The 17,323-nt window shown below is 64.6% G+C and carries 20 protein-coding genes and 1 tRNA gene; 15 read left to right on the top strand and 6 right to left on the bottom strand.

The window, feature by feature from the left end; all coding sequences use genetic code 11:
• Positions 1–188: 188 nt before the first annotated feature.
• From KME82_RS07570 to rsmD, 3 genes are all read right to left on the bottom strand, one after another.
• Positions 189–680 (bottom strand): hypothetical protein, encoded by a 492-nt coding sequence (locus KME82_RS07570; protein WP_215497972.1) that lies wholly within the window; start codon positions 678–680, stop codon positions 189–191.
• 40 nt (positions 681–720) lie between these two features.
• Positions 721–1,227 carry a pantetheine-phosphate adenylyltransferase gene (coaD, locus tag KME82_RS07565; protein ID WP_036101968.1) on the bottom strand — a complete coding sequence of 169 codons (507 nt, stop codon included), beginning with the start codon at positions 1,225–1,227 and terminating at the stop codon, positions 721–723.
• A 135-nt stretch (positions 1,228–1,362) separates the two neighbouring features.
• Positions 1,363–2,037 (bottom strand): 16S rRNA (guanine(966)-N(2))-methyltransferase RsmD, encoded by a 675-nt coding sequence (gene rsmD, locus KME82_RS07560; protein ID WP_215497971.1) that lies wholly within the window; start codon positions 2,035–2,037, stop codon positions 1,363–1,365.
• 65 nt (positions 2,038–2,102) lie between these two features.
• Between rsmD and ftsY the strand changes: the two genes are divergently transcribed.
• The 5 genes from ftsY (at position 2,103) to KME82_RS07535 (ending at position 6,684) form a co-directional block, all read left to right on the top strand.
• Entirely contained in the window at positions 2,103–3,521 is a 1,419-nt protein-coding gene (gene ftsY, locus KME82_RS07555) for a signal recognition particle-docking protein FtsY (RefSeq protein WP_215497970.1), read from the top strand.
• A 6-nt stretch (positions 3,522–3,527) separates the two neighbouring features.
• Positions 3,528–4,832 carry a hypothetical protein gene (locus KME82_RS07550; RefSeq protein WP_215497969.1) on the top strand — a complete coding sequence of 435 codons (1,305 nt, stop codon included), beginning with the start codon at positions 3,528–3,530 and terminating at the stop codon, positions 4,830–4,832.
• Between the two features lie 22 nt (positions 4,833–4,854).
• The gene (gene mutY / locus KME82_RS07545; protein ID WP_215497968.1) at positions 4,855–5,940 is read left to right on the top strand and encodes an A/G-specific adenine glycosylase; all 1,086 of its coding nucleotides are present in this window, start codon (positions 4,855–4,857) and stop codon (positions 5,938–5,940) included.
• Positions 5,941–6,008: 68 nt separating this feature from the next.
• Entirely contained in the window at positions 6,009–6,278 is a 270-nt protein-coding gene (locus tag KME82_RS07540; protein ID WP_215497967.1) for an oxidative damage protection protein, read from the top strand.
• Between the two features lie 136 nt (positions 6,279–6,414).
• The gene (locus KME82_RS07535; protein ID WP_215497966.1) at positions 6,415–6,684 is read left to right on the top strand and encodes a hypothetical protein; all 270 of its coding nucleotides are present in this window, start codon (positions 6,415–6,417) and stop codon (positions 6,682–6,684) included.
• Positions 6,685–6,762: 78 nt separating this feature from the next.
• On the opposite strand, the gene KME82_RS07530 is transcribed toward KME82_RS07535, so the two are convergent.
• Both KME82_RS07530 and KME82_RS07525 read right to left on the bottom strand, forming a co-directional pair.
• Positions 6,763–7,272 (bottom strand): GNAT family N-acetyltransferase, encoded by a 510-nt coding sequence (locus KME82_RS07530; RefSeq protein WP_215497965.1) that lies wholly within the window; start codon positions 7,270–7,272, stop codon positions 6,763–6,765.
• A 956-nt stretch (positions 7,273–8,228) separates the two neighbouring features.
• The gene (locus KME82_RS07525) at positions 8,229–8,609 is read right to left on the bottom strand and encodes a DUF3693 domain-containing protein (RefSeq protein WP_215497964.1); all 381 of its coding nucleotides are present in this window, start codon (positions 8,607–8,609) and stop codon (positions 8,229–8,231) included.
• Between the two features lie 145 nt (positions 8,610–8,754).
• Between KME82_RS07525 and KME82_RS07520 the strand changes: the two genes are divergently transcribed.
• From KME82_RS07520 to KME82_RS07480, 9 genes are all read left to right on the top strand, one after another.
• The gene (locus tag KME82_RS07520) at positions 8,755–9,372 is read left to right on the top strand and encodes a hypothetical protein (RefSeq protein WP_215497963.1); all 618 of its coding nucleotides are present in this window, start codon (positions 8,755–8,757) and stop codon (positions 9,370–9,372) included.
• A gap of 145 nt (positions 9,373–9,517) precedes the next feature.
• On the top strand, positions 9,518–10,456 hold the full coding sequence (locus KME82_RS07515; protein ID WP_215497962.1) for an inovirus Gp2 family protein: 939 nt from the start codon (positions 9,518–9,520) through the stop codon (positions 10,454–10,456).
• 3 nt (positions 10,457–10,459) lie between these two features.
• Entirely contained in the window at positions 10,460–10,840 is a 381-nt protein-coding gene (locus KME82_RS07510) for a single-stranded DNA-binding protein (protein WP_215497961.1), read from the top strand.
• Between the two features lie 3 nt (positions 10,841–10,843).
• Positions 10,844–10,996 carry a hypothetical protein gene (locus KME82_RS07505; protein ID WP_215497960.1) on the top strand — a complete coding sequence of 51 codons (153 nt, stop codon included), beginning with the start codon at positions 10,844–10,846 and terminating at the stop codon, positions 10,994–10,996.
• A 308-nt stretch (positions 10,997–11,304) separates the two neighbouring features.
• Positions 11,305–11,442, top strand: coding sequence for a hypothetical protein (locus KME82_RS07500; protein ID WP_215497959.1), 138 nt, complete (start codon positions 11,305–11,307; stop codon positions 11,440–11,442).
• A 138-nt stretch (positions 11,443–11,580) separates the two neighbouring features.
• Positions 11,581–12,870, top strand: a complete 1,290-nt coding sequence (locus KME82_RS07495) for a hypothetical protein (protein ID WP_215497958.1) — start codon at positions 11,581–11,583, stop codon at positions 12,868–12,870.
• A 9-nt stretch (positions 12,871–12,879) separates the two neighbouring features.
• On the top strand, positions 12,880–13,194 hold the full coding sequence (locus KME82_RS07490) for a hypothetical protein (RefSeq protein ID WP_215497957.1): 315 nt from the start codon (positions 12,880–12,882) through the stop codon (positions 13,192–13,194).
• A 4-nt stretch (positions 13,195–13,198) separates the two neighbouring features.
• Positions 13,199–14,533, top strand: a complete 1,335-nt coding sequence (locus KME82_RS07485; protein ID WP_215497956.1) for a zonular occludens toxin domain-containing protein — start codon at positions 13,199–13,201, stop codon at positions 14,531–14,533.
• Positions 14,534–15,364: 831 nt separating this feature from the next.
• Positions 15,365–16,198, top strand: a complete 834-nt coding sequence (locus KME82_RS07480) for a tyrosine-type recombinase/integrase (protein ID WP_215497955.1) — start codon at positions 15,365–15,367, stop codon at positions 16,196–16,198.
• Positions 16,199–16,209: 11 nt separating this feature from the next.
• Here the strand turns inward: KME82_RS07480 and KME82_RS07475 are convergent.
• A tRNA-Phe gene (locus tag KME82_RS07475) sits at positions 16,210–16,285 on the bottom strand.
• 169 nt (positions 16,286–16,454) lie between these two features.
• On the opposite strand from KME82_RS07475, the gene KME82_RS07470 reads away from it, so the two are divergent.
• Positions 16,455–16,919, top strand: a complete 465-nt coding sequence (locus KME82_RS07470; protein WP_215497954.1) for a DUF6491 family protein — start codon at positions 16,455–16,457, stop codon at positions 16,917–16,919.
• Positions 16,920–17,323 lie beyond the last annotated feature (404 nt).

The raw sequence follows: 17,323 nt of genomic DNA, 5'->3' as shown, positions 1-17,323 counted from the left end.
ATGGCGTTGTTCAGGTGTGATCGGTGTTGTGGGTATGGGTTCGGGCGATCGATCCATAAAAAAAATCGAGCCGCATCAGCGGCTCGATTCGATACTGCGGTGCTGCATCGGTCGCCAGCGCGACCGCTACATGCCGACGGCCTGTCGACGCGGTAAACGCACCGCGCCGGCCCGCCGATCGCAGCGGATTACTTGACCTGCGCGAACACGTAGTTCACGCCGGCCGGCGCGGCGGCGGCCTTGACGCGCTCGTTGTCGGCCGCGTCGCCGATGAAGATGAACTTGACGCCCTTCATCGTGCCCGGCTCGGCCTTCGACAGCGCGGCCACGGCGAGGTCGGCGCTCTTGGCCGAATTCGGCGAGCCGAACGCGACCAGGTTGCCTTCAAGGATGCCGCGCGACAGGTCGGTCTGGGCCTTTTCCAGCATGCGCTCGTAGTCGCCCTGGAAGGTCGGCGCTTCCGGCGCCGGCAGGACGTAGACGTAGGTGCTGCCGGTGACGTTGTCGAGATTGCGCTTGACCACGTCGGTCAGATACGCGTTCCAGGCGTTTTCGTCGCTGGTCTTGGGCGCCGACAACGGGGCGGCCTCGACAACCTCCTTCTTCTCTTCTTTCTGGCAGGCGGCCACGAACGGCAGCGTCAGGCAGGCGATCAGCAGCAAGCGGGAGGAAGTTTTCATCGTAAGCCCCTTAAGGATTGGTCGTGTGTCGTGTGGGTGATCAGTGTTGCTTGCTGCGCCGCCATTCGGCCTGCAGCGCCGCGGCCACGGCCGGCGGCACGAAGCCCGAGACGTCGCCGCCCAGGCGCGCGATCTCGCGCACCAGCGAGGAGGAAATGAAGCCGTACTGCTCGGCCGGGGTCAGGAACAAGGTCTCGACCTCCGGGATCAGATGGCGGTTCATGCTCGCGAGCTGGAATTCGTATTCGAAGTCGGACACCGCGCGCAGCCCGCGCAGCAACACCCCGCCGCCGACTTCGGCGACGAAATGGGCCAGCAGCGAATTGAAGCCGCGCACTTCGACATGCGGATGATGGGCGACCGCTTCGCGGGCGAGGTCCACCCGCACTTCCAACGGCAGCGCCGGACCTTTGCTCGGGCTTTCGGCCACGCCGATGATCAGCCGTTCGAACAAGGGAGCGGCGCGGTCGACCAGGTCGATGTGGCCGTTGGTGATGGGGTCGAACGTGCCGGGATAGACGGCGATTCGGTTGCGGGCCGAGCTCATTCGATGGTCGTTCGCTGATGGAATGACAGGGAGCGGGTGGGCCGCCCCCGCCGGATGCGGCGCAGTGTAGCAGCCGTCCGCGCGCGCCGGTCAGCACCCGCAGCGGGGCGCCGGGCCGGGGTCGCGGCCGCGCGCTCAGGCCGGCCGGCGGCGGTACAGCGCGTAGCGCACGTCGCGGGTGGCGCCTTCGCGATGTCGGTCCCATTGCGCCGGCAGTTCGATCGCGGCGTCGGCCGGGGCTTCGACGTACAGCCAGGCCGCAGGCGCCAGCCTCGGCAACAGCAGCGGCCAGACCGCGTCCCACAGCCCGGCCGCGAACGGCGGATCGACGAAGGCCAGATCGAAGCCCGGCGCGTCGCCCTCGCCGGCCGGCGGCTGTTGCGCCAGCCACGCCAGCGCGTCGGCCTGGACCACCTGGGCCGCCTCGCCGCCGTGCAGGCGCCCGGCCAGCGCGCGCAGTTCCGCGGCCAGGGCCGGGTCGCGTTCGACCAGCACCGCCGACGCCGCGCCGCGCGACAGCGCCTCCATGCCGAGCGCGCCGCTGCCGGCGAACAGGTCGAGCACGCGCGCGCCGGGCAAGGCCGGGATCAGCCAGTTGAACAAGGTTTCGCGCACTCGGTCGGAGGTCGGCCGCAGCCCGGGCGCGTCGCCCACGTTGAGTCGGGTGCCGCGCCAGTGCCCGCCGATGATCCGCACCTTGCCGGCCTGCGCGTTGTGGGCGCCGGCGGCGCCTGGCTTGGCGGGGCTGCGCGGGGAGCGCGGCGGGCCGGCGTCGGCGCCGCCGCGCGAGCCGCGTCGAAAAGTGTTCATCGGGGGACTCTGGGGGCCGGTGCTAGCATGTGGTGATTCTCGCGCATGGCCCCATCTCCCGTCTCATGCTCAGCTTTTTCCGCCGCAAGAAAAACGAAACCGCCGCCGAAAAATCGGCCGAGCGCGGCTTCAGCACCGAAGAATTGGCCGCCGCGTTCCCGAACGCGCAGCCACCCGAAGCCGACGCGCCTGAACCGCCCGCCGCCCCACACCCGCCGGCGGACCCATCGCGCGCCACCGAGCCCCCGGTGCCGCCGGAAGTCGTGGCCGCCCTGCTCGAGATCGAACCGCCGCTCGCGCAACCGAAGACGGCCGGACTGGCAGAGCCTGCGACGCAGCCGGTCGCACCCGCCGCCGTGGTGCCTGCGCCGGTGGTGCCCGCTCCCGCGGCGCAAGCGCCTGCCGAACAAGCACCGCCCGCCGTCGCACCCGTCGCTGTCCAGCCGATGCCCTCCCCGGCCGCGCCCGTGGTGCAGCCGTCCGCACCGCCGCCGGTCCAGACCATCTCGGCCGAAACCGAACCGGTCGAACCGACCGACTACATCGACAAACCCGCCGCGCCCGCCGGCAAGCTCGGCTGGCGCGAACGCCTGCGCGGCAGCGCGTTCGCGCGCAGCTTCGGCGGCCTGTTCTCGCGCAACCCGCGCCTGGACGACGACCTGCTCGACGAAATCGAGACCGCGCTGATCACCGCCGACGTCGGCGTCGGCGCGACCACCGCGCTGATCGAAAACCTGCGCAAGCGCATGAAGTCGCGCGAGTTCGCCGACGCCAACGCGCTGCTGGCGGCATTGCGCGCCGACCTGATCGCGATGCTGCAGCCGGTGGCCAAGCCGCTGGTGATCGACGTCAACGCCAAACCCTTCGTGCTGCTGACCGTCGGCGTCAACGGCGTCGGCAAGACCACCACCATCGGCAAGTTGGCCAAGCGCTTTCGCGACGAAGGCCGTCCGCTGATGCTCGCCGCCGGCGACACCTTCCGCGCCGCCGCGGTCGCGCAGTTGCAGGCCTGGGGCGAACGCAACGGCGTGCCGGTGATCGCCCAGGGCCAGAACGCCGACGCCGCCTCGGTCGCGTTCGACGCCCTGCAGGCGGCCAAGGCGCGCGGCACCCAGGTGCTGATCGCCGACACCGCCGGGCGCCTGCACACCCAGGCCGGACTGATGGCCGAACTGGGCAAGATCCGCCGCGTGCTCGGCAAGGTCGACCCGACCGCGCCGCACGAAGTGTTGATGGTGATCGACGGCACCACCGGCCAGAACGCCTTGTCGCAGCTGCGCCAGTTCCATGCGGCGGTAGGCGTAACGGGACTGGTGGTGACCAAGCTCGACGGCACCGCCAAGGGCGGCGTGGTGTTCGCGCTGGCGCGCGAGTTCGGCATTCCGATCCGCTTCGCCGGCATCGGCGAACGCCCGGAAGACCTGCGCGTGTTCGACGCCGAAGCCTTCGTCGACGCGCTGCTGCCCGAAGCGCTCGGCGGCTGAGGCGCGATGCCCGCGGACACGACGGCGCCGCCCGCGCCTCGCCCGCCGCGGCCGCGACGCTGGCGCAGGAAACTGCTGATCGTCGCGGCGCTGCTGTTGCTCGCGCTGATCGGCCTGCGTTGGGTGTCGCGGCCCAGCCAGGTCAGCTGGATCGTGCTCGGCCAGGCCGGCAAGGCGCTCGGGCTGGAGATCACCGCCAGCGGCGCCAGCGAATACCGCCTGCGCGGCACGCCGATGCTGGAGGTGCGCGATCTGGTCGCGCGCGAACCCGGCGCGGCCACGCCGCTGCTGCGCGCCGAACGCGTGTACCTGTCGCTGCCGTGGAGCACGATCCGCGCCGCTGGCGCGGCGCTGGACGTGGAGCGCGTCGAGCTCGACGCGCCGCAACTCGATATCGCCGCGTTGCAACACTGGCTGGCGACGCGCCCATCGTCGAACGAACCGCTGCGCCTGCCCTCGTTGAGCGATGGCTTGCGCGTGACGCGCGGCCGGGTCGGCGGCGCGGGTTGGTCGATCGACGACATCGCCATCGCCATCGCCGAACTGCATCCGGACCGACCCGCGCGCGGACGCGTGCAAGGCCGCGTGCAAAGCAGCGGCGTGCAGGTGCCGTTCGATCTCGCCGCGACCTTGCAACGTCCCGCCGCCGCTCGCGGACTCGGCCTCGCCGGCCAGGTCGCGGTCGAGGCCAAGGACTGGAAGCTGCCGATGCGCATCCGCCTGGGCGCGCTGCTGCACGCCGGCGACGACGGCCTCGGCCTGGACCGCATGCGCCTGGCCGCGCAGGCGCGCTACCGCGCAGGCGATACCGACCTGCCGTTCGCATTCGGACTGTTCGCTCCGCTGCGTTATCGCGACGGCCAGGTCAGCCTGGCGCCATTGGGCGCGGCCGTACGCGGCGCCGGCGTGATGCCCAACGTCGATGCGGCCGGGCGCTTCGCGTTCGGCGAGACGATGCAACTGCAACTGGACGGTCGACTCGCCGCATGGCCCGACGCCTGGCCGGCGCTGCCGCCGCCGCTGGGCCAATCGCATTCGCCGCTGCCGTTCGTGCTCGACTACCGCGGCGCGGCCGATTTCTCCGGCGACACCGCGCTGCAATTGCGCCGCGACCAGACCCGTTTCGACGGCCGCTTCCGCCTGCCCGAAGTGCTGCAATGGGTCGACGCCGGCGCGCAGGGCGCGCTGCTGCCGCCGCTGAGCGGAACCTTGAGCACGCCGAGGATCGAAGTCTCCGGCGCCCGCCTGGAAGGCGTCGAGATCGAGATCGAACAAGCCGATCCGCCACCGGCGTCGAGCCCGACGCCCTAGCCGTTCACCCAATCCGGTTTCGATGAAAGCCCCCAGCCATAGCGCCAAACGCACCACCGACGACACCGACGCCTTCGCCGGCAAACTGCTGGCGTGGTTCGACGTCAGCGGCCGCCACGACCTGCCCTGGCAACACCCGCGCACACCGTACCGGGTGTGGCTGTCGGAAATCATGCTGCAGCAGACCCAGGTCAAGACCGCCGCGCCCTACTTCGAACGCTTCGTCGCCGCATTGCCGAACCTGCCCGCGCTCGCCGCCGCGCCGATGGATACCGTGCTCGGGCTGTGGTCGGGGCTGGGTTACTACGCCCGCGCGCGCAATCTGCACGCCGCGGCCAAGCTGTGCGTTGAACACCACGACGGCGACCTGCCGCGCGATCTCGACGCATTGACCGCGCTGCCCGGCATCGGCCGCAGCACCGCCGCGGCGATCGCTTCGCAAGCCTGGGGCGATCGCCACGCCATCCTCGACGGCAACGTCAAGCGCGTGCTCAGCCGCTACCACGGCATCGCCGGCTACCCCGGCCTGCCGGCGATCGAGCGGCAACTGTGGGCGCTGGCCGAATCGCACCTGCCGCACGCGCGCATGGTCGACTACACCCAGGCGCAGATGGACTTGGGCGCAACCTTATGCACGCGCGCCGATCCCGCGTGCATCCTGTGCCCGCTGCAACACGAGTGCCTCGCGCGCATCGAAGGCCGCGTCGCCGAATTGCCGACGCCCAAACCCGGCAAGGTCGCGCCGCAACGTCATGCGCAGGTGCTGTGGCTGCTCGACGCCGACGATCGCGTGCTGCTACAACGCCGTCCGCCGGTCGGCATCTGGGCCTCGCTGTGGACCTTGCCGCAGGCCGACGACGAGGCGCAGGCCGCGCAGTGGTTCGCCGCTCACATGGCCGACGCGAACTTCGACGCCGGCGAAACACTGGCGCCGATCGCGCATGCGTTCAGTCATTACAAACTCGAATTGCAGCCGCGGCGCTGGCGTCGGGTCGCCTTGCGCGACGCGGTCGGCGACAATGACGACCTGCGCTGGTACACCCGCGCCGAACTCGCCGCGCTCGGCATCCCGGCGCCGATCCGTAAACTGATCGAAGCGGCGCATTGATCGCCGTTCGCAATTCTGGCCGTCCTCGCCGCGCGAGCGGCTCCCCTTCTTCAACCAGGACCATCCCCATGAGCCGCAGCGTTTTCTGCCAATACGAACAACGCGAGACCGAGGGCCTGGATTTCGTGCCCTGGCCCGGCGAACTGGGCAAGCGCGTTTTCGCCGACATCGGCAAACCCGCCTGGGCCAAGTGGCTGGCGCACCAGACCATGCTGATCAACGAAAACCGGCTGTCGCCGCTGGACCCCAAGCACCGCGCCTTCCTGCAGGAGGAAATGGAAAAATTCCTGTTCGGCGGCGGTGCCGACAAGCCCGCCGGCTACGTGCCCGAAGCCTGATCGTCTCACTCCGACCGCAGTCACGCTTCGCGAGCGCGAATCTGCGACTCAGGCCCGCGGCGATGCCCGCGTTTGGTGTATCACCAGCAGTGCGGAGACATCCGCAATCCCTGGCAACGCCACGAAGGAGGATCGCATGTTGAATCGGATGTTCAAGACGCACGCATCGCGCAGGACCAAGCTGTCGCTGCTCATCGCCGGCCTGGCCGTTTCGCTGACCGCTTCGGCGATTCCGCCCGCGGGTCCGGGCCAAAGCCAGACCTACACCTATTACGCCGACGCCACCCGCACCGTAGTCGTCGGCGGCTGGTCGTACGGCTCGTGCGGCGAACCCTTCGACTGGGGCGATCACACCCGCTACTTCACCATCCGCACGGTCAACTGCGGTGGCAATCCGCAGCCCTGAGCTGTCGGCTCGCGTGCATGCAGCGCGCATGCAGAACAAAGCCCGGCGCATCGCCGGGCTTTGTGTTTCCGCATCGACTCAATGACCCTCGACGATCCCGAACGCATCGGGATAGACGACCGTCCCCGCCTCGCCCTGCAACGCGCCGTCGACCAGTTCGATCGCCATGAACACCTCGCCCGAGAACGGCGCGACGAGTTTTTCGGCGAGCTTCGCGCTGAAGCCGAAACGTGGGTAATAGGCTCGATGCCCGACCACGACCACCGCTTCGAAACCGGCCTGCGCCGACTGCCGCAGGCCTTCGCGGATCAACATCGAACCCACGCCGGAGTTCTGGTAATCCGGCTGCACCGACACCGGCGCCAGGCACAGCGCCCGCAACGCACGCCCGTCCACTGTCACCGCCAAATCGGTGAACAGCACGTGGCCGACGACCTGCTCGTCCTCGATCGCGACCAGCGACAGCCGAACAAGGCCGTCCGCGCGCAGGCGCTCGACCAGGTGCGCTTCGCCGTCGCCGGCGAAGGCCGCGCGGGTGACTTCGAATACCTGGGCGTGATGCTGCGCTTGTTCGATCGCGATCTGCATAAGCTCCTCCATGGCGCATGGTTTTGAGAGACAAGGCGTACGGGCAAACATCAGCAGGCTCAGCATGGCCTCACCTCGCCATGACGATGAGCGGGTGGATGAGAACGCAGCGGCTTCGGTCTGAGGTCGGGGCAACGCAGACGACGGTTGATCATCACGATGTCGTGGCGTGGCCCGTCGCCGCCGGATCGGCAGGAACGTCCGCGGCAATGCCTGCGTGCCGCGCATGAGCGCCGCGCCGCGACTGCAGGAACGCGGCAACGCGCCACGTCGACGGCTTGCTGGATCGTATCGGCGGCCAGGCGCCAGCTTTCGTTGGTTCGATGGAGCGATGCTCCACCCATGGCTCGCGCGCGCAATGTGCGCGGCTGTCGCTGGGAAATTTTCATATCGCATGTCGGTTGTAGCCGAAACGAACGCGACGACGCCCATTCGCATGGCGCGAACGGCGTAAGACTCGACGCGTTACCCACCTTCGCGCAGCGAAGGATTAGCGGGTGGCTACACTCTCGGACATGGTATCCCTCTGGGCCCGCCGGTCAGCGGTGATGGGGAATGCGAACGTAATGTCGGCGTCCGGGGCTGTCAAGCCCGATCCAGATGGGTCGTGGCTTGACTGTGCGCGCGGGGATGGGATGGATCGCGGCCGTGCGTCCGGACTCGTCCTGTCTCGGTCCCGGGCATCGCCATCGTTACGCGCCGTGCCGACCAAAACGATTACGTGACGGGTCACGCGACACTTTGCATGTTCGGTCGATCCGACCCGCACGACATAACGTGGGGATCGCGGAATATGCAGCGATGCGGATCGACTTGATTGCGGGTCATCGACTGATGGATAGCGCGACGAAGGATTCGTGCGGCCTGATTGCGGCACGTGTAGCACAGGTCGATATTCGTGCAATTTCCGTGCAACCCAAATACAAAAGGCCTAGCCCGAAAGCTAAGCCTTTGTATTAAATGGTGGCCGGGGAGGGAATTGAACCCCCGACACGGGGATTTTCAATCCCCTGCTCTATCGACGCTTTCGCGATAGGGATCGACCCGAACGCGACGACAGCGAGCATCGCTGCCGTCGCGAGTCGGCGCGCCAACGTGCCCCACACGTATCTGCTTGCAGGCGTTGTCGCTTGCTCCTCCATAACGAGAATCGCGATCTCCGGTTTCTCGCCAGCGAGGTTGATCAGTGCTGACAGGTGTTCCAGCGTGATTGCACCGTCGTGACGCCACCTGCTTACCGATGCTCTGGTCAGGCCTAGGCGCTTCGCTAGGGCCGAATCGTTCTTCGGCTCGCACTTCGCGATTGCTTTGTCAAGCAAAGAATTGAGCGCGCTCATTGTTACGTCCGACTTGACACAAAGTTACTTCTGACTTTACATCGCCCCCGTCACTTGCCAAGTGACAAGGCAACCGCCGGGGGTGGTGCCCGGCACCCCTCCCCCCGTGGGCCGGGCACCACCCCCGGCCACTAGGGGGGTAGGTATGGACACTTCGAATCGAATTCAGACGTACGCGGTCGCCGGCCTTGTGGTCCTCGGGATCGCGCTACTGCCGATCCTGTACCGCGCAATGCGGTCCGGTAGCCAAGCCAGCCTTGACGCGCTGGTACTGGCGTCGGCCTTGCTTACCGCCGTCGGCGTCATCGTTCTAGCTACGCAACTCGGCTCCGTGCTGCGCCAGTTCGCGAAGCAACCCGAACGCGAGGCCTTGCACCTGTCCCAAGTGACGGCGCACGACGGCGGCCCTCTCAAAGACCCTGGCGGACCCGACTACGTCGACGACCTGCCCTTTGTGGGCGCAGCCCACGCAGACCGCCCTACAGCGCGACACGCGCACGCCAGCGAGCCACCCAGCGCGGTCGGGCACTTGGAGTGCGGCAGGCCGCCACCGCGCCCCGATGACGCTTTTGATGGCTTTACCGGCACGATCGATGAGTTCCTCGACGCGGCGAAGCCGTATCCGAGTGATGACCACGAGTGCGATCCAGGCCCCTACGAGTGCCAGGAGTGCTGCGACCTAGCGGTCTTGCAGATGGGCGCGCCGATCGCCAGCCCCGGCTATGAGCAGCGTGTCCTGGCGCGCATGGGTGGACGCGCATGACCCCGCGCAAGCTATTCCGCAGCGCGTACAGCGTGGCGCGCAGTGAGTGGCGTTTCGGCCCTGCCGGCGTGCACGGCCTGCTGCTGTGCCTTTCGATGCCGCACGGCGCTGCTGCCGCCCGCGTTATGCAGATGAGGGCAGGTGCATGACCGCCGAACCGACTACGCGCGCCTCGGCCGCTCGCGCGAGCGAAGCGAGCGCGACCGGCGAGCGCGCTGGGCTTGTCTCTTTTTCCAACAATGCAGAAAGAAAAGATTTGCTTGTGGATGCTGCGAAGTCGCACGAGTCGCGCATGCACAAGATGCGTCGTGCTGTTATTGCTTCTGCCAAAGCCATCCATAACGACCTGCTGGAAAAGGGCTACTCGCAGTGGATCGAAGGGCAGGGCGCGCAGTGGCGCTACGCGCAAGAGCATGAGTTCCGCTGTGCATTGCTCACGCTTACGTACTCGCCTGACGTTGAGTGGGAAGCCAAGCAGTTGCGCACGATGCTCGACCACTATCGCAAGTGGGCTAAGCGCAACAAGGTCCAGTTCTCCTACGTGTGGGTGATGGAACTCCATCAGTCCGGAAAGCCGCATTACCACGTTGTTTTCTGGGTCTCAGGCGGAAAGACACCGCCTTTTCCCGATGAGCAAGGCTGGTGGCCGCATGGCAAGTCGAATGCCGTGTGGGCGCATAGCCCGGTCGGCTATATCGCCAAATACGCGAGCAAGGGCAGTGCTCGTGAGTTGCCCAAGGGCGCTCGGTTGTATGGCGCTGGTGGCATGACGCTTGCAGCACGTGCGCAGCGCTCTTACTCGCTCGCACCGAAATGGTTTCGCGAGCTTGTTGCGTTCCAGCCTGAAGCCGTTGTGCGTCGTGTCCAGGTCGAGCTCCCCCGCATCGGCAAGTGGGGTCTTCTTGTCGCTGACAAGGTCACTGCTTGGACTAACGGTTTCCTCGGCTACAACTTCATTTCTCCTTGGCAGTCCGATGGATGGACGCCTACCGGCGTAGCGCTTCGGCACCTTGGCTACGTCGAGATGTTTACGCCCGAAGGTGACCACTTCCGCATCCCGCACAAAAACCCATTTGAGGCCTAAGCCATGATCAAGTTGCAGATTCTTTCCGCTCAAGTCGAAGAGCGCGGCGGCACCATCCAGCGCGGTGAGCGCAAGGGCGAGCCGTACCACATCAAGAATCAGGAAGGCTACGTCCACAACGGCCATGCGTTCCCGGAGCGCTTCAAAATCAGCTTGGGCGAGCTCCCTCCGCTGCAGCCGGCGATGTACTACCTCGACCCGGCCAGCATCGAAATCGGTGAGTACGGCGATCTGCGCATTGCGCGTTCGCTCAAGCTGCTGACCGAAGACGAAGCCATCGCGTACCTGCGCGAACAGCTGCCCGTCTCGATGCTCGCCAAGCTTGCTGCCGACCCTTCGCCGCTTAACGCAAGCAAGCCTTCCAAGCCCGCGCAGGCGGCCTAACCCATGCGCGCCTGTCTGGAATGCCAAGAGGAGATGGACACCGATTTCTGCCCCGACTGCGGCGAGGAGACGGATGAGCTGATCGACTGCCCGCAATGCGGATACATGCAGGCAGATCTGCACACCAACTGCCTCGAATGCGACGCAGAGCTGTGAGAGCTTAAACCATGTCTGAGTGCGTAGTCCTCAACGCAGACGGCACCCTTTCGCCCACTGGGCAACCGGTGTCCGAATGCGCGGGTTACGTACTCGTGGACGCAACACAACACGCGCAGATGTCTTTCCTCGCCGATCTCTTTAAGTGGCCTGATGCAGACATAGCTGCGAGCTGGATCGTCGGTGCCTTCGGTTTTGTCCTCGTGTGCAACGTCGCGGGGTCGATGGTGGGTTCCGTCGTAAAGGCCGTTTCCTCTGATCGCGACTAGCGGCCGGTCGCCCTTCCCCATGAAAAAAGGAGCAACACAATGGATTTCTCCGCTGTTCTCACCGGTCTCGCTTCCGCCACCGTCGTCGCCGCGATCATCGCGGCTGGTGCCATCAAGGCCGCTCCGGGCTTCGCCGCCTGGGCCACCAACAAGCTGGCGAACTTCTTCCGCGGCTAATTGAGCGGAAGCGTGGGGCCGGGATTTCCCGGCCCTTTTTCGTTAAAGGAGGCGTGACATGCTCGTCTGTCTGTTCTTCGGATTTCTCGGCGCGCTGGGTGCTGCGGCTGCGTCGCTCGGGTTTGCGGAGGGTCGCGCATGAACTGGCTCGCTCGCATCTTCGTTAGCGCGGTCGTTCGGCGCATTGCGTTCGTCCTGGTTGCGTTTCTCTTATCCATCGCCGGCATCAGTGCCTCACGCGCTCAAGGCACCGACAGCACTTGTTCGCGTAGTGGTGATGTTGACCCCAGCATCGGGTGCAAGGACCAAGGTATGGCGTCTGCTGCTGCACTTGCGTCGCTTGCCGATAGCATCAAACGTAGCCCCAGTCCGAGCTACCCGGACATGGTTCCTTGCGGTTTTGATCCCGACAACACGATTTCTAGTGCTGTCCGCGTTATTGCGTGTATCTCGCCTACTAACTCTTACCCCGTTCGCTCTCGCACTCGGTACTACGATAAGCCGTGCAGTGAGCGGCAGTCCCTTCCTGTTTCAAAGCCTATCGATATCACTTTCGGCGATGTGGTTTGCGGTGGTGGTTGCGAATACAAGATGCAGCCGCTTGAAAGGAAAACTTTCGAGACCGTTGGGCGCGACGACATAATTACCGCGAAGGGTAACCACGTCCCTACGGGCAAGGCGTGCTTAAGTCCTCCTACTCCGCCAAAAAAACCGCCCCCGGACAAGGTGTGTAGCGAGACACTGGGTGGTCATCTTTTCTGCACAAAGGACAATGGTGATATTTGCGTTACCAGCGCCAATACCGGGCGCACTTATTGCGGCCCGCCTACTGACGGCACGAATGCCACCAATCCTGAGCGGACTGAAAACGTAACCATCGGGCCAGCATCCCCTACGCCTACGCCGCCGGCGCCGCCGACTCCTCGACCTGGAGAGGATTGGAAACCCGGCGAGCGCGCTTCGATTACGAATAACACCAGCAATAACAGCAATAGCATCACGATCAATAACAACGCTGGCACTCCGAATACAGGCTCGGGGAACGGCAATCCTGGCGATGGATCTGGCAACCCTGGAACGCCTGGGAGTGGCACCGGCACAGGGCAGGGCGACAGTGAGCCATCCGGTAGCGCTGGCTCTGGCGTTGGCACTCTTTATAGCCAAGAGCCAATGACCGCTTCTGAGGCGTTGGGTGCGTATGCGACTGCTGCGCTCAATTCGCCTATTGCGCAAACGGCCCGCGATTTTTTCGGTAACTGCGCATACAGCGGCTCGTGTCCGGTCTGGTCATACGACGGCGGGCCGATGCTCGGTGTGCTTACCTTTGATGGCTTCTGCAGTCCTGCGTTGAACGAATTGCTTACGTGGGCGGGTTACATCGTCATGGCGACCGCGGCATTCGCTGCGTTCCGCATTGCCTTTTACTAGGGGATTACCATGGGCTGGCTTAGCAAACTCACAGACTGGTTTCGCGAACAGTTCATTGCGTTGTTCGCTGCGCTTCAACACCTGCTTGAAGCGATTTTTATGTTCTGGCTGCATCAGTCGGCCACGGCTTGGCTGTTCCTTATCCAGCTTATTCCTGCGCCCGATTTCCTCGCGCCATATTCGCTTTGCTCGTTGTTGTCTCAGGCGGGTCCCACCGTTGGTTGGGCACTCAACACGTTTCGTATCGGCGAGGGTCTTGGTTTGATCGGCGCGGCCTACGGATTTCGCTTTACCCGCAAGCTCCTAACGTTTTTCCAGTGGTGATCATATGATCGTTTGCCAGGAAGGCTTGCCTCGGTCGGGCAAGAGTTACGACACGATACTCACGCACGTTTTGCCGGCGCTTGCCGCAGGTCGGCACGTGTATGCGCGCATCAACGGCTTGCATTACGAAAACATCGCGAAGCACCTGTCGCTGCCAGTCGAGCGTATACGCCAGCTGCTTATCTCGGTCGCACCCGATGAGGTTAAGGCGCTATTCGTTGCGCATGGTGACGATCCGCCGTCGTTCAAGATCGAGCCGAATTCGCTTGTGGTCATCGATGAGTGCCACGACTTTTACGTTTCGTCACGGAACCCGCTGCCTACCGAGCAAGAGAAGTTTTTTGCTATGCATGGACATCTCGGCATCGATATCGTTCTCATGACGCAAGCGTTTAAGCGTGTCCATACCGCGCTGGTGCTCCGGGTCGAGCGCAAGTGTGTTTTTACAAAGCTCACTGCAATAGGCCAGGAAGGTCGCTATGTCGTGCGCTTTTACGGAGTGACGGTTCCCGGCAGGTTTGAAAAGATCAGCTCACAAACCCTCGCTTACAACCCGGCTATTTTCCCGTTGTATAAGGGCTTCCAGCCCAGTGCGACTAATACCGGTGCATACACAGCCGGATCGAAAACCGTTTGGCAGGCTGTCCGTGTTCCGGTGTTTATCGCGGTGGTGGTGTTGGCAATCGCGGTCGGCCTGCTCTATTCCTTTTTCAGCGGCGGCATGTCGATTGTTGATACACCCGCTGCCGCGCAGACGAACGAGTACCCGCTCGTTGGCGAGCCTGCGCCTCGTCCTGCTCCGGTCGCCCCTGCGCCTCTGGCTACGGCCGCAAAGCCTCCTGGTCCGCCGCCGCCCAAGGTCGATGAGCTGGCGAAATACCCCGCGATCGCTCGCCACCTACTGGAAATGACCAAAGCCGGTCGACCGCGCCTGTCTGGCGATATTGGTGGCCGCTACCTCTTGGAGTGGCGCACGCCGCAAGGGAACGCGATAGAGCGGCTCACAAGCGATCAGATCGAGGCCATGGGCTGGCGGGTCGTTCACGAGTCTTACGGCGTGGTAGCTACCTTTGCGGATCGCACGATCCTGTTTACTTCTTGGCCGGTAGACCCGCTCTATTCGCAGTCCAGCAACACCGCGCAGCGCATCCGCGAGGGCTACCCCGTCCAGGCCTCAGGTTCACCTCCAACGGCGTATGCAGCCCCATCTAGCGCGTTTGCCGGTGGCGCTACCATCCAGGCCCAGCAGCTCACTGGGTACGGCGGTATTGGCTACGGCGGCACGTCCTCGTCTGCAGATGCCGCGCCTGCAGCTGCTCCTGCTGCCAGTCGCGATTAGCTCCACGTAGTCCAGGCCATTACCCTGCAGGGCATTCCAGCCAAACGCCTTACCCGCGCCTGCGCCTGGTCCGAACAGGTACTAGGCCAGGTCTCCTGGCAGAGGTCGACCGACTGGGCCGCCCCTCTCCCGCTGACCCGTTTTTTAGATACGCCGTCAGCCGAGTGCCGGCGTTATGCTGCGCGCAACAGGAAGCGCAGGGGGCGCTATGTTGCTAAGGACAGTTGTCGCAGCCATTTCCATTCTGGGTGCCACCCAGACTGCCGCGCAGGACGTATACAAGTGCGTGGCAGGCAAGGAAGTCAGTTACCAATCTGAGCCGTGTGCCGGTAATCAGCAGCTCAAACAGGTCTGGACAACCTGGGAAAGCACAGCCGAAGCCAATCGCCGGCCGCCGCCTAGAAATCCGTCCACCGTCGACCCCGGCTATTTGGCACGCCAAGCGCAGCGTGCTCGTGGTGGTGCCGGGCCCGGCACCGTTATTGGGCCTAACACCGGCTACAGCGCCTGTGCGGATATGAAGCGGGCGAGGGATGAGTATTTGGAAAGCGAGCATGGCCGCCATACCAGCTATGACGGCCGTCGAGCCTGGAACGATCGCGTATTCGACGCCTGCAGATAAAAAAGGCCCCCAGGTTGGGGCCTTTTTTATTTCCGTACTTGGTGGATCTTAATCGGTATGGTCGGCCGACGCCTGACTTGCGCCTCACTTGCGCAACCCTTCCCCCTTGGCCAATTTTTGAAAGCCCGATAACGCAACTGATAGTTGCGCTCTTTCGTTCTGAATCGCTATTGTTTTTCGACCGGGGGGCATCACCGCAAGGAGCAGTAATGCATACATGGGATGAGGCTGCGTCACGCTGGCTCGATGAGACTCGCGATAAGGCAGACCACGCACGCGACGTACAGAAGTTGTCCTGGGTCTCTCGATACCTATCGGGAAAATTATTGTCAGAAATCACTGGTGATCACATTGCACAAATCGCAAGCGCGAAACGGCTTGAGAGTGCTACCGCCACAGTGAATCGGTATCTCGCCGTTGTGCGTGCCGTCCTCCGCCGAGCTCAGCTTGTTTGGCAGTGGGTCGACCGAATACCTAAGGTGCAGCTACAGCGAGAGCTGCACCGACGTATTCGATGGCTCACCGCTCCGCAAGCACAACGTTTGCTCTCCGAACTGCCCGAGCATCAACGCGATGCGGCACTCCTCGCGCTATCGACTGGCCTGCGCCACGGTAATGTCGTTGGACTTGAATGGTCACAGATCGACTTGCCGACTCGGCGGCTTTGGATTCACCCCGATCAGTCGAAGTCACGCAAGCCGATTACTGTTCCGCTCAACGATGCTGCTGCGGTAGTGCTTGAGCGATGGCGAGGCAGACACGCGCTATACGTCTTCGTTTACAGGGGAAAACGCATAGGCCGGCTCAACACGGCGGCATGGAAGAAAGCGCAGCGACGCGCAGGCATTGAGAACTTTCGCTGGCACGACTTGCGGCATACGTGGGCAAGCTGGCATGCCCAGATGGGCACGCCGCTGTATGCGCTGCAAGATTTAGGAGGCTGGAACTCGGAGGCTATGGTGCGCCGATACGCCCATCTAGCCCCAAGCCAATTCGCGGCGTATGCGCAATGCCTGCTGCCGCTTCTGCCACCACAAGGCTAGACGCCTGAAAATGGTGGCCGGGGAGGGAATTGAACCCCCGACACGGGGATTTTCAATCCCCTGCTCTACCAACTGAGCTACCCGGCCATTTCACGGCAACCCGTGAGAGAGGCGGCATGATACGGACGGCAGGCGGGGATGGCAAGCCTCATGCGCGCTGAACGATGCTCGGCCGCATCGACGCCGCCTTTCGCGGGCGGGCGCATCATGCCTGCGAACGCCCGCAACGGCGGCTGCGCCGCCCGGAGAATCGATCATGAAACGGCTTATTTCGCTGGCTCCCGCGCTGCTTTCGGCCGTGCTCGCCGCGCTGGCGCTGGCCGGCTGCGCGACTGGCCCGAAGATGGACGACAACCAGCGCCTGGCCCTGTACCGCGCGCACGCCGGCGCGCCGGTCGACAGCTTCCAGTACTTCGGCAGCATCAACGGCTGGACGCCGCTGGGCGACAGCGCGCTCGCGCTGTGGACCAAGCCCAACCAGGCCTATCTGCTCGAACTCAACGGCCGCTGCCCGGACCTGGACTTTGCCCAGGCGATCACGGTCAGCAACCAGATGGGGCGCGTGCATCAACGCTTCGACAAGGTCCTGGTGCTCGGCCGGCAGTCGATCAAGATGCCGTGCTTCATCAGCCGCATCCTTCCGCTCGACGTCAAGGCGATCAAGCAGGCGCAGCAGGACATGCGCGCCGCCGGGACGATGCCGGAAGACGCCAAGCCCTGAGGTTCGGGATTCGCGGGTTCGAAGCGAACCGAGCGTCGGGTCAGCGAAGTGCGTCGAGTGCGGGCCCGGCGTGCGCTGCGACGATGCGATCGCCGCCGCCACGCTTCGGCGCGATGCTCGGCGCGGCGCATCACGCCAGGCCGCATTGACGGGCCGGCGTATTTATTCGGACCCACGCCGTAACCGGGGGTCAGAAAATTCCTACACACCGCCGCGCCGTCGGCCTACTGCTTTCGCGGCGGGTGCGGCTCAATCTACGCGGGCCCCGGCAGCACGGTCGATGCGATGACACGGATGCCGCTCAGCAATGGAGAACAGGCCGTCACCCTTGAGCAGGTGAGCCAGCGGAGCCGGGGTTACTGATTGCAGAGGTTGGAGTAGTGGTATGCACGGCAAAAAGGAAC

This window comes from Lysobacter capsici, assembly GCF_018732085.1.
GTDB classification, from domain to species: Bacteria; Pseudomonadota; Gammaproteobacteria; order Xanthomonadales; family Xanthomonadaceae; genus Lysobacter; species Lysobacter capsici_A.
This window is presented reverse-complemented; position numbering and strand designations above follow the sequence as displayed.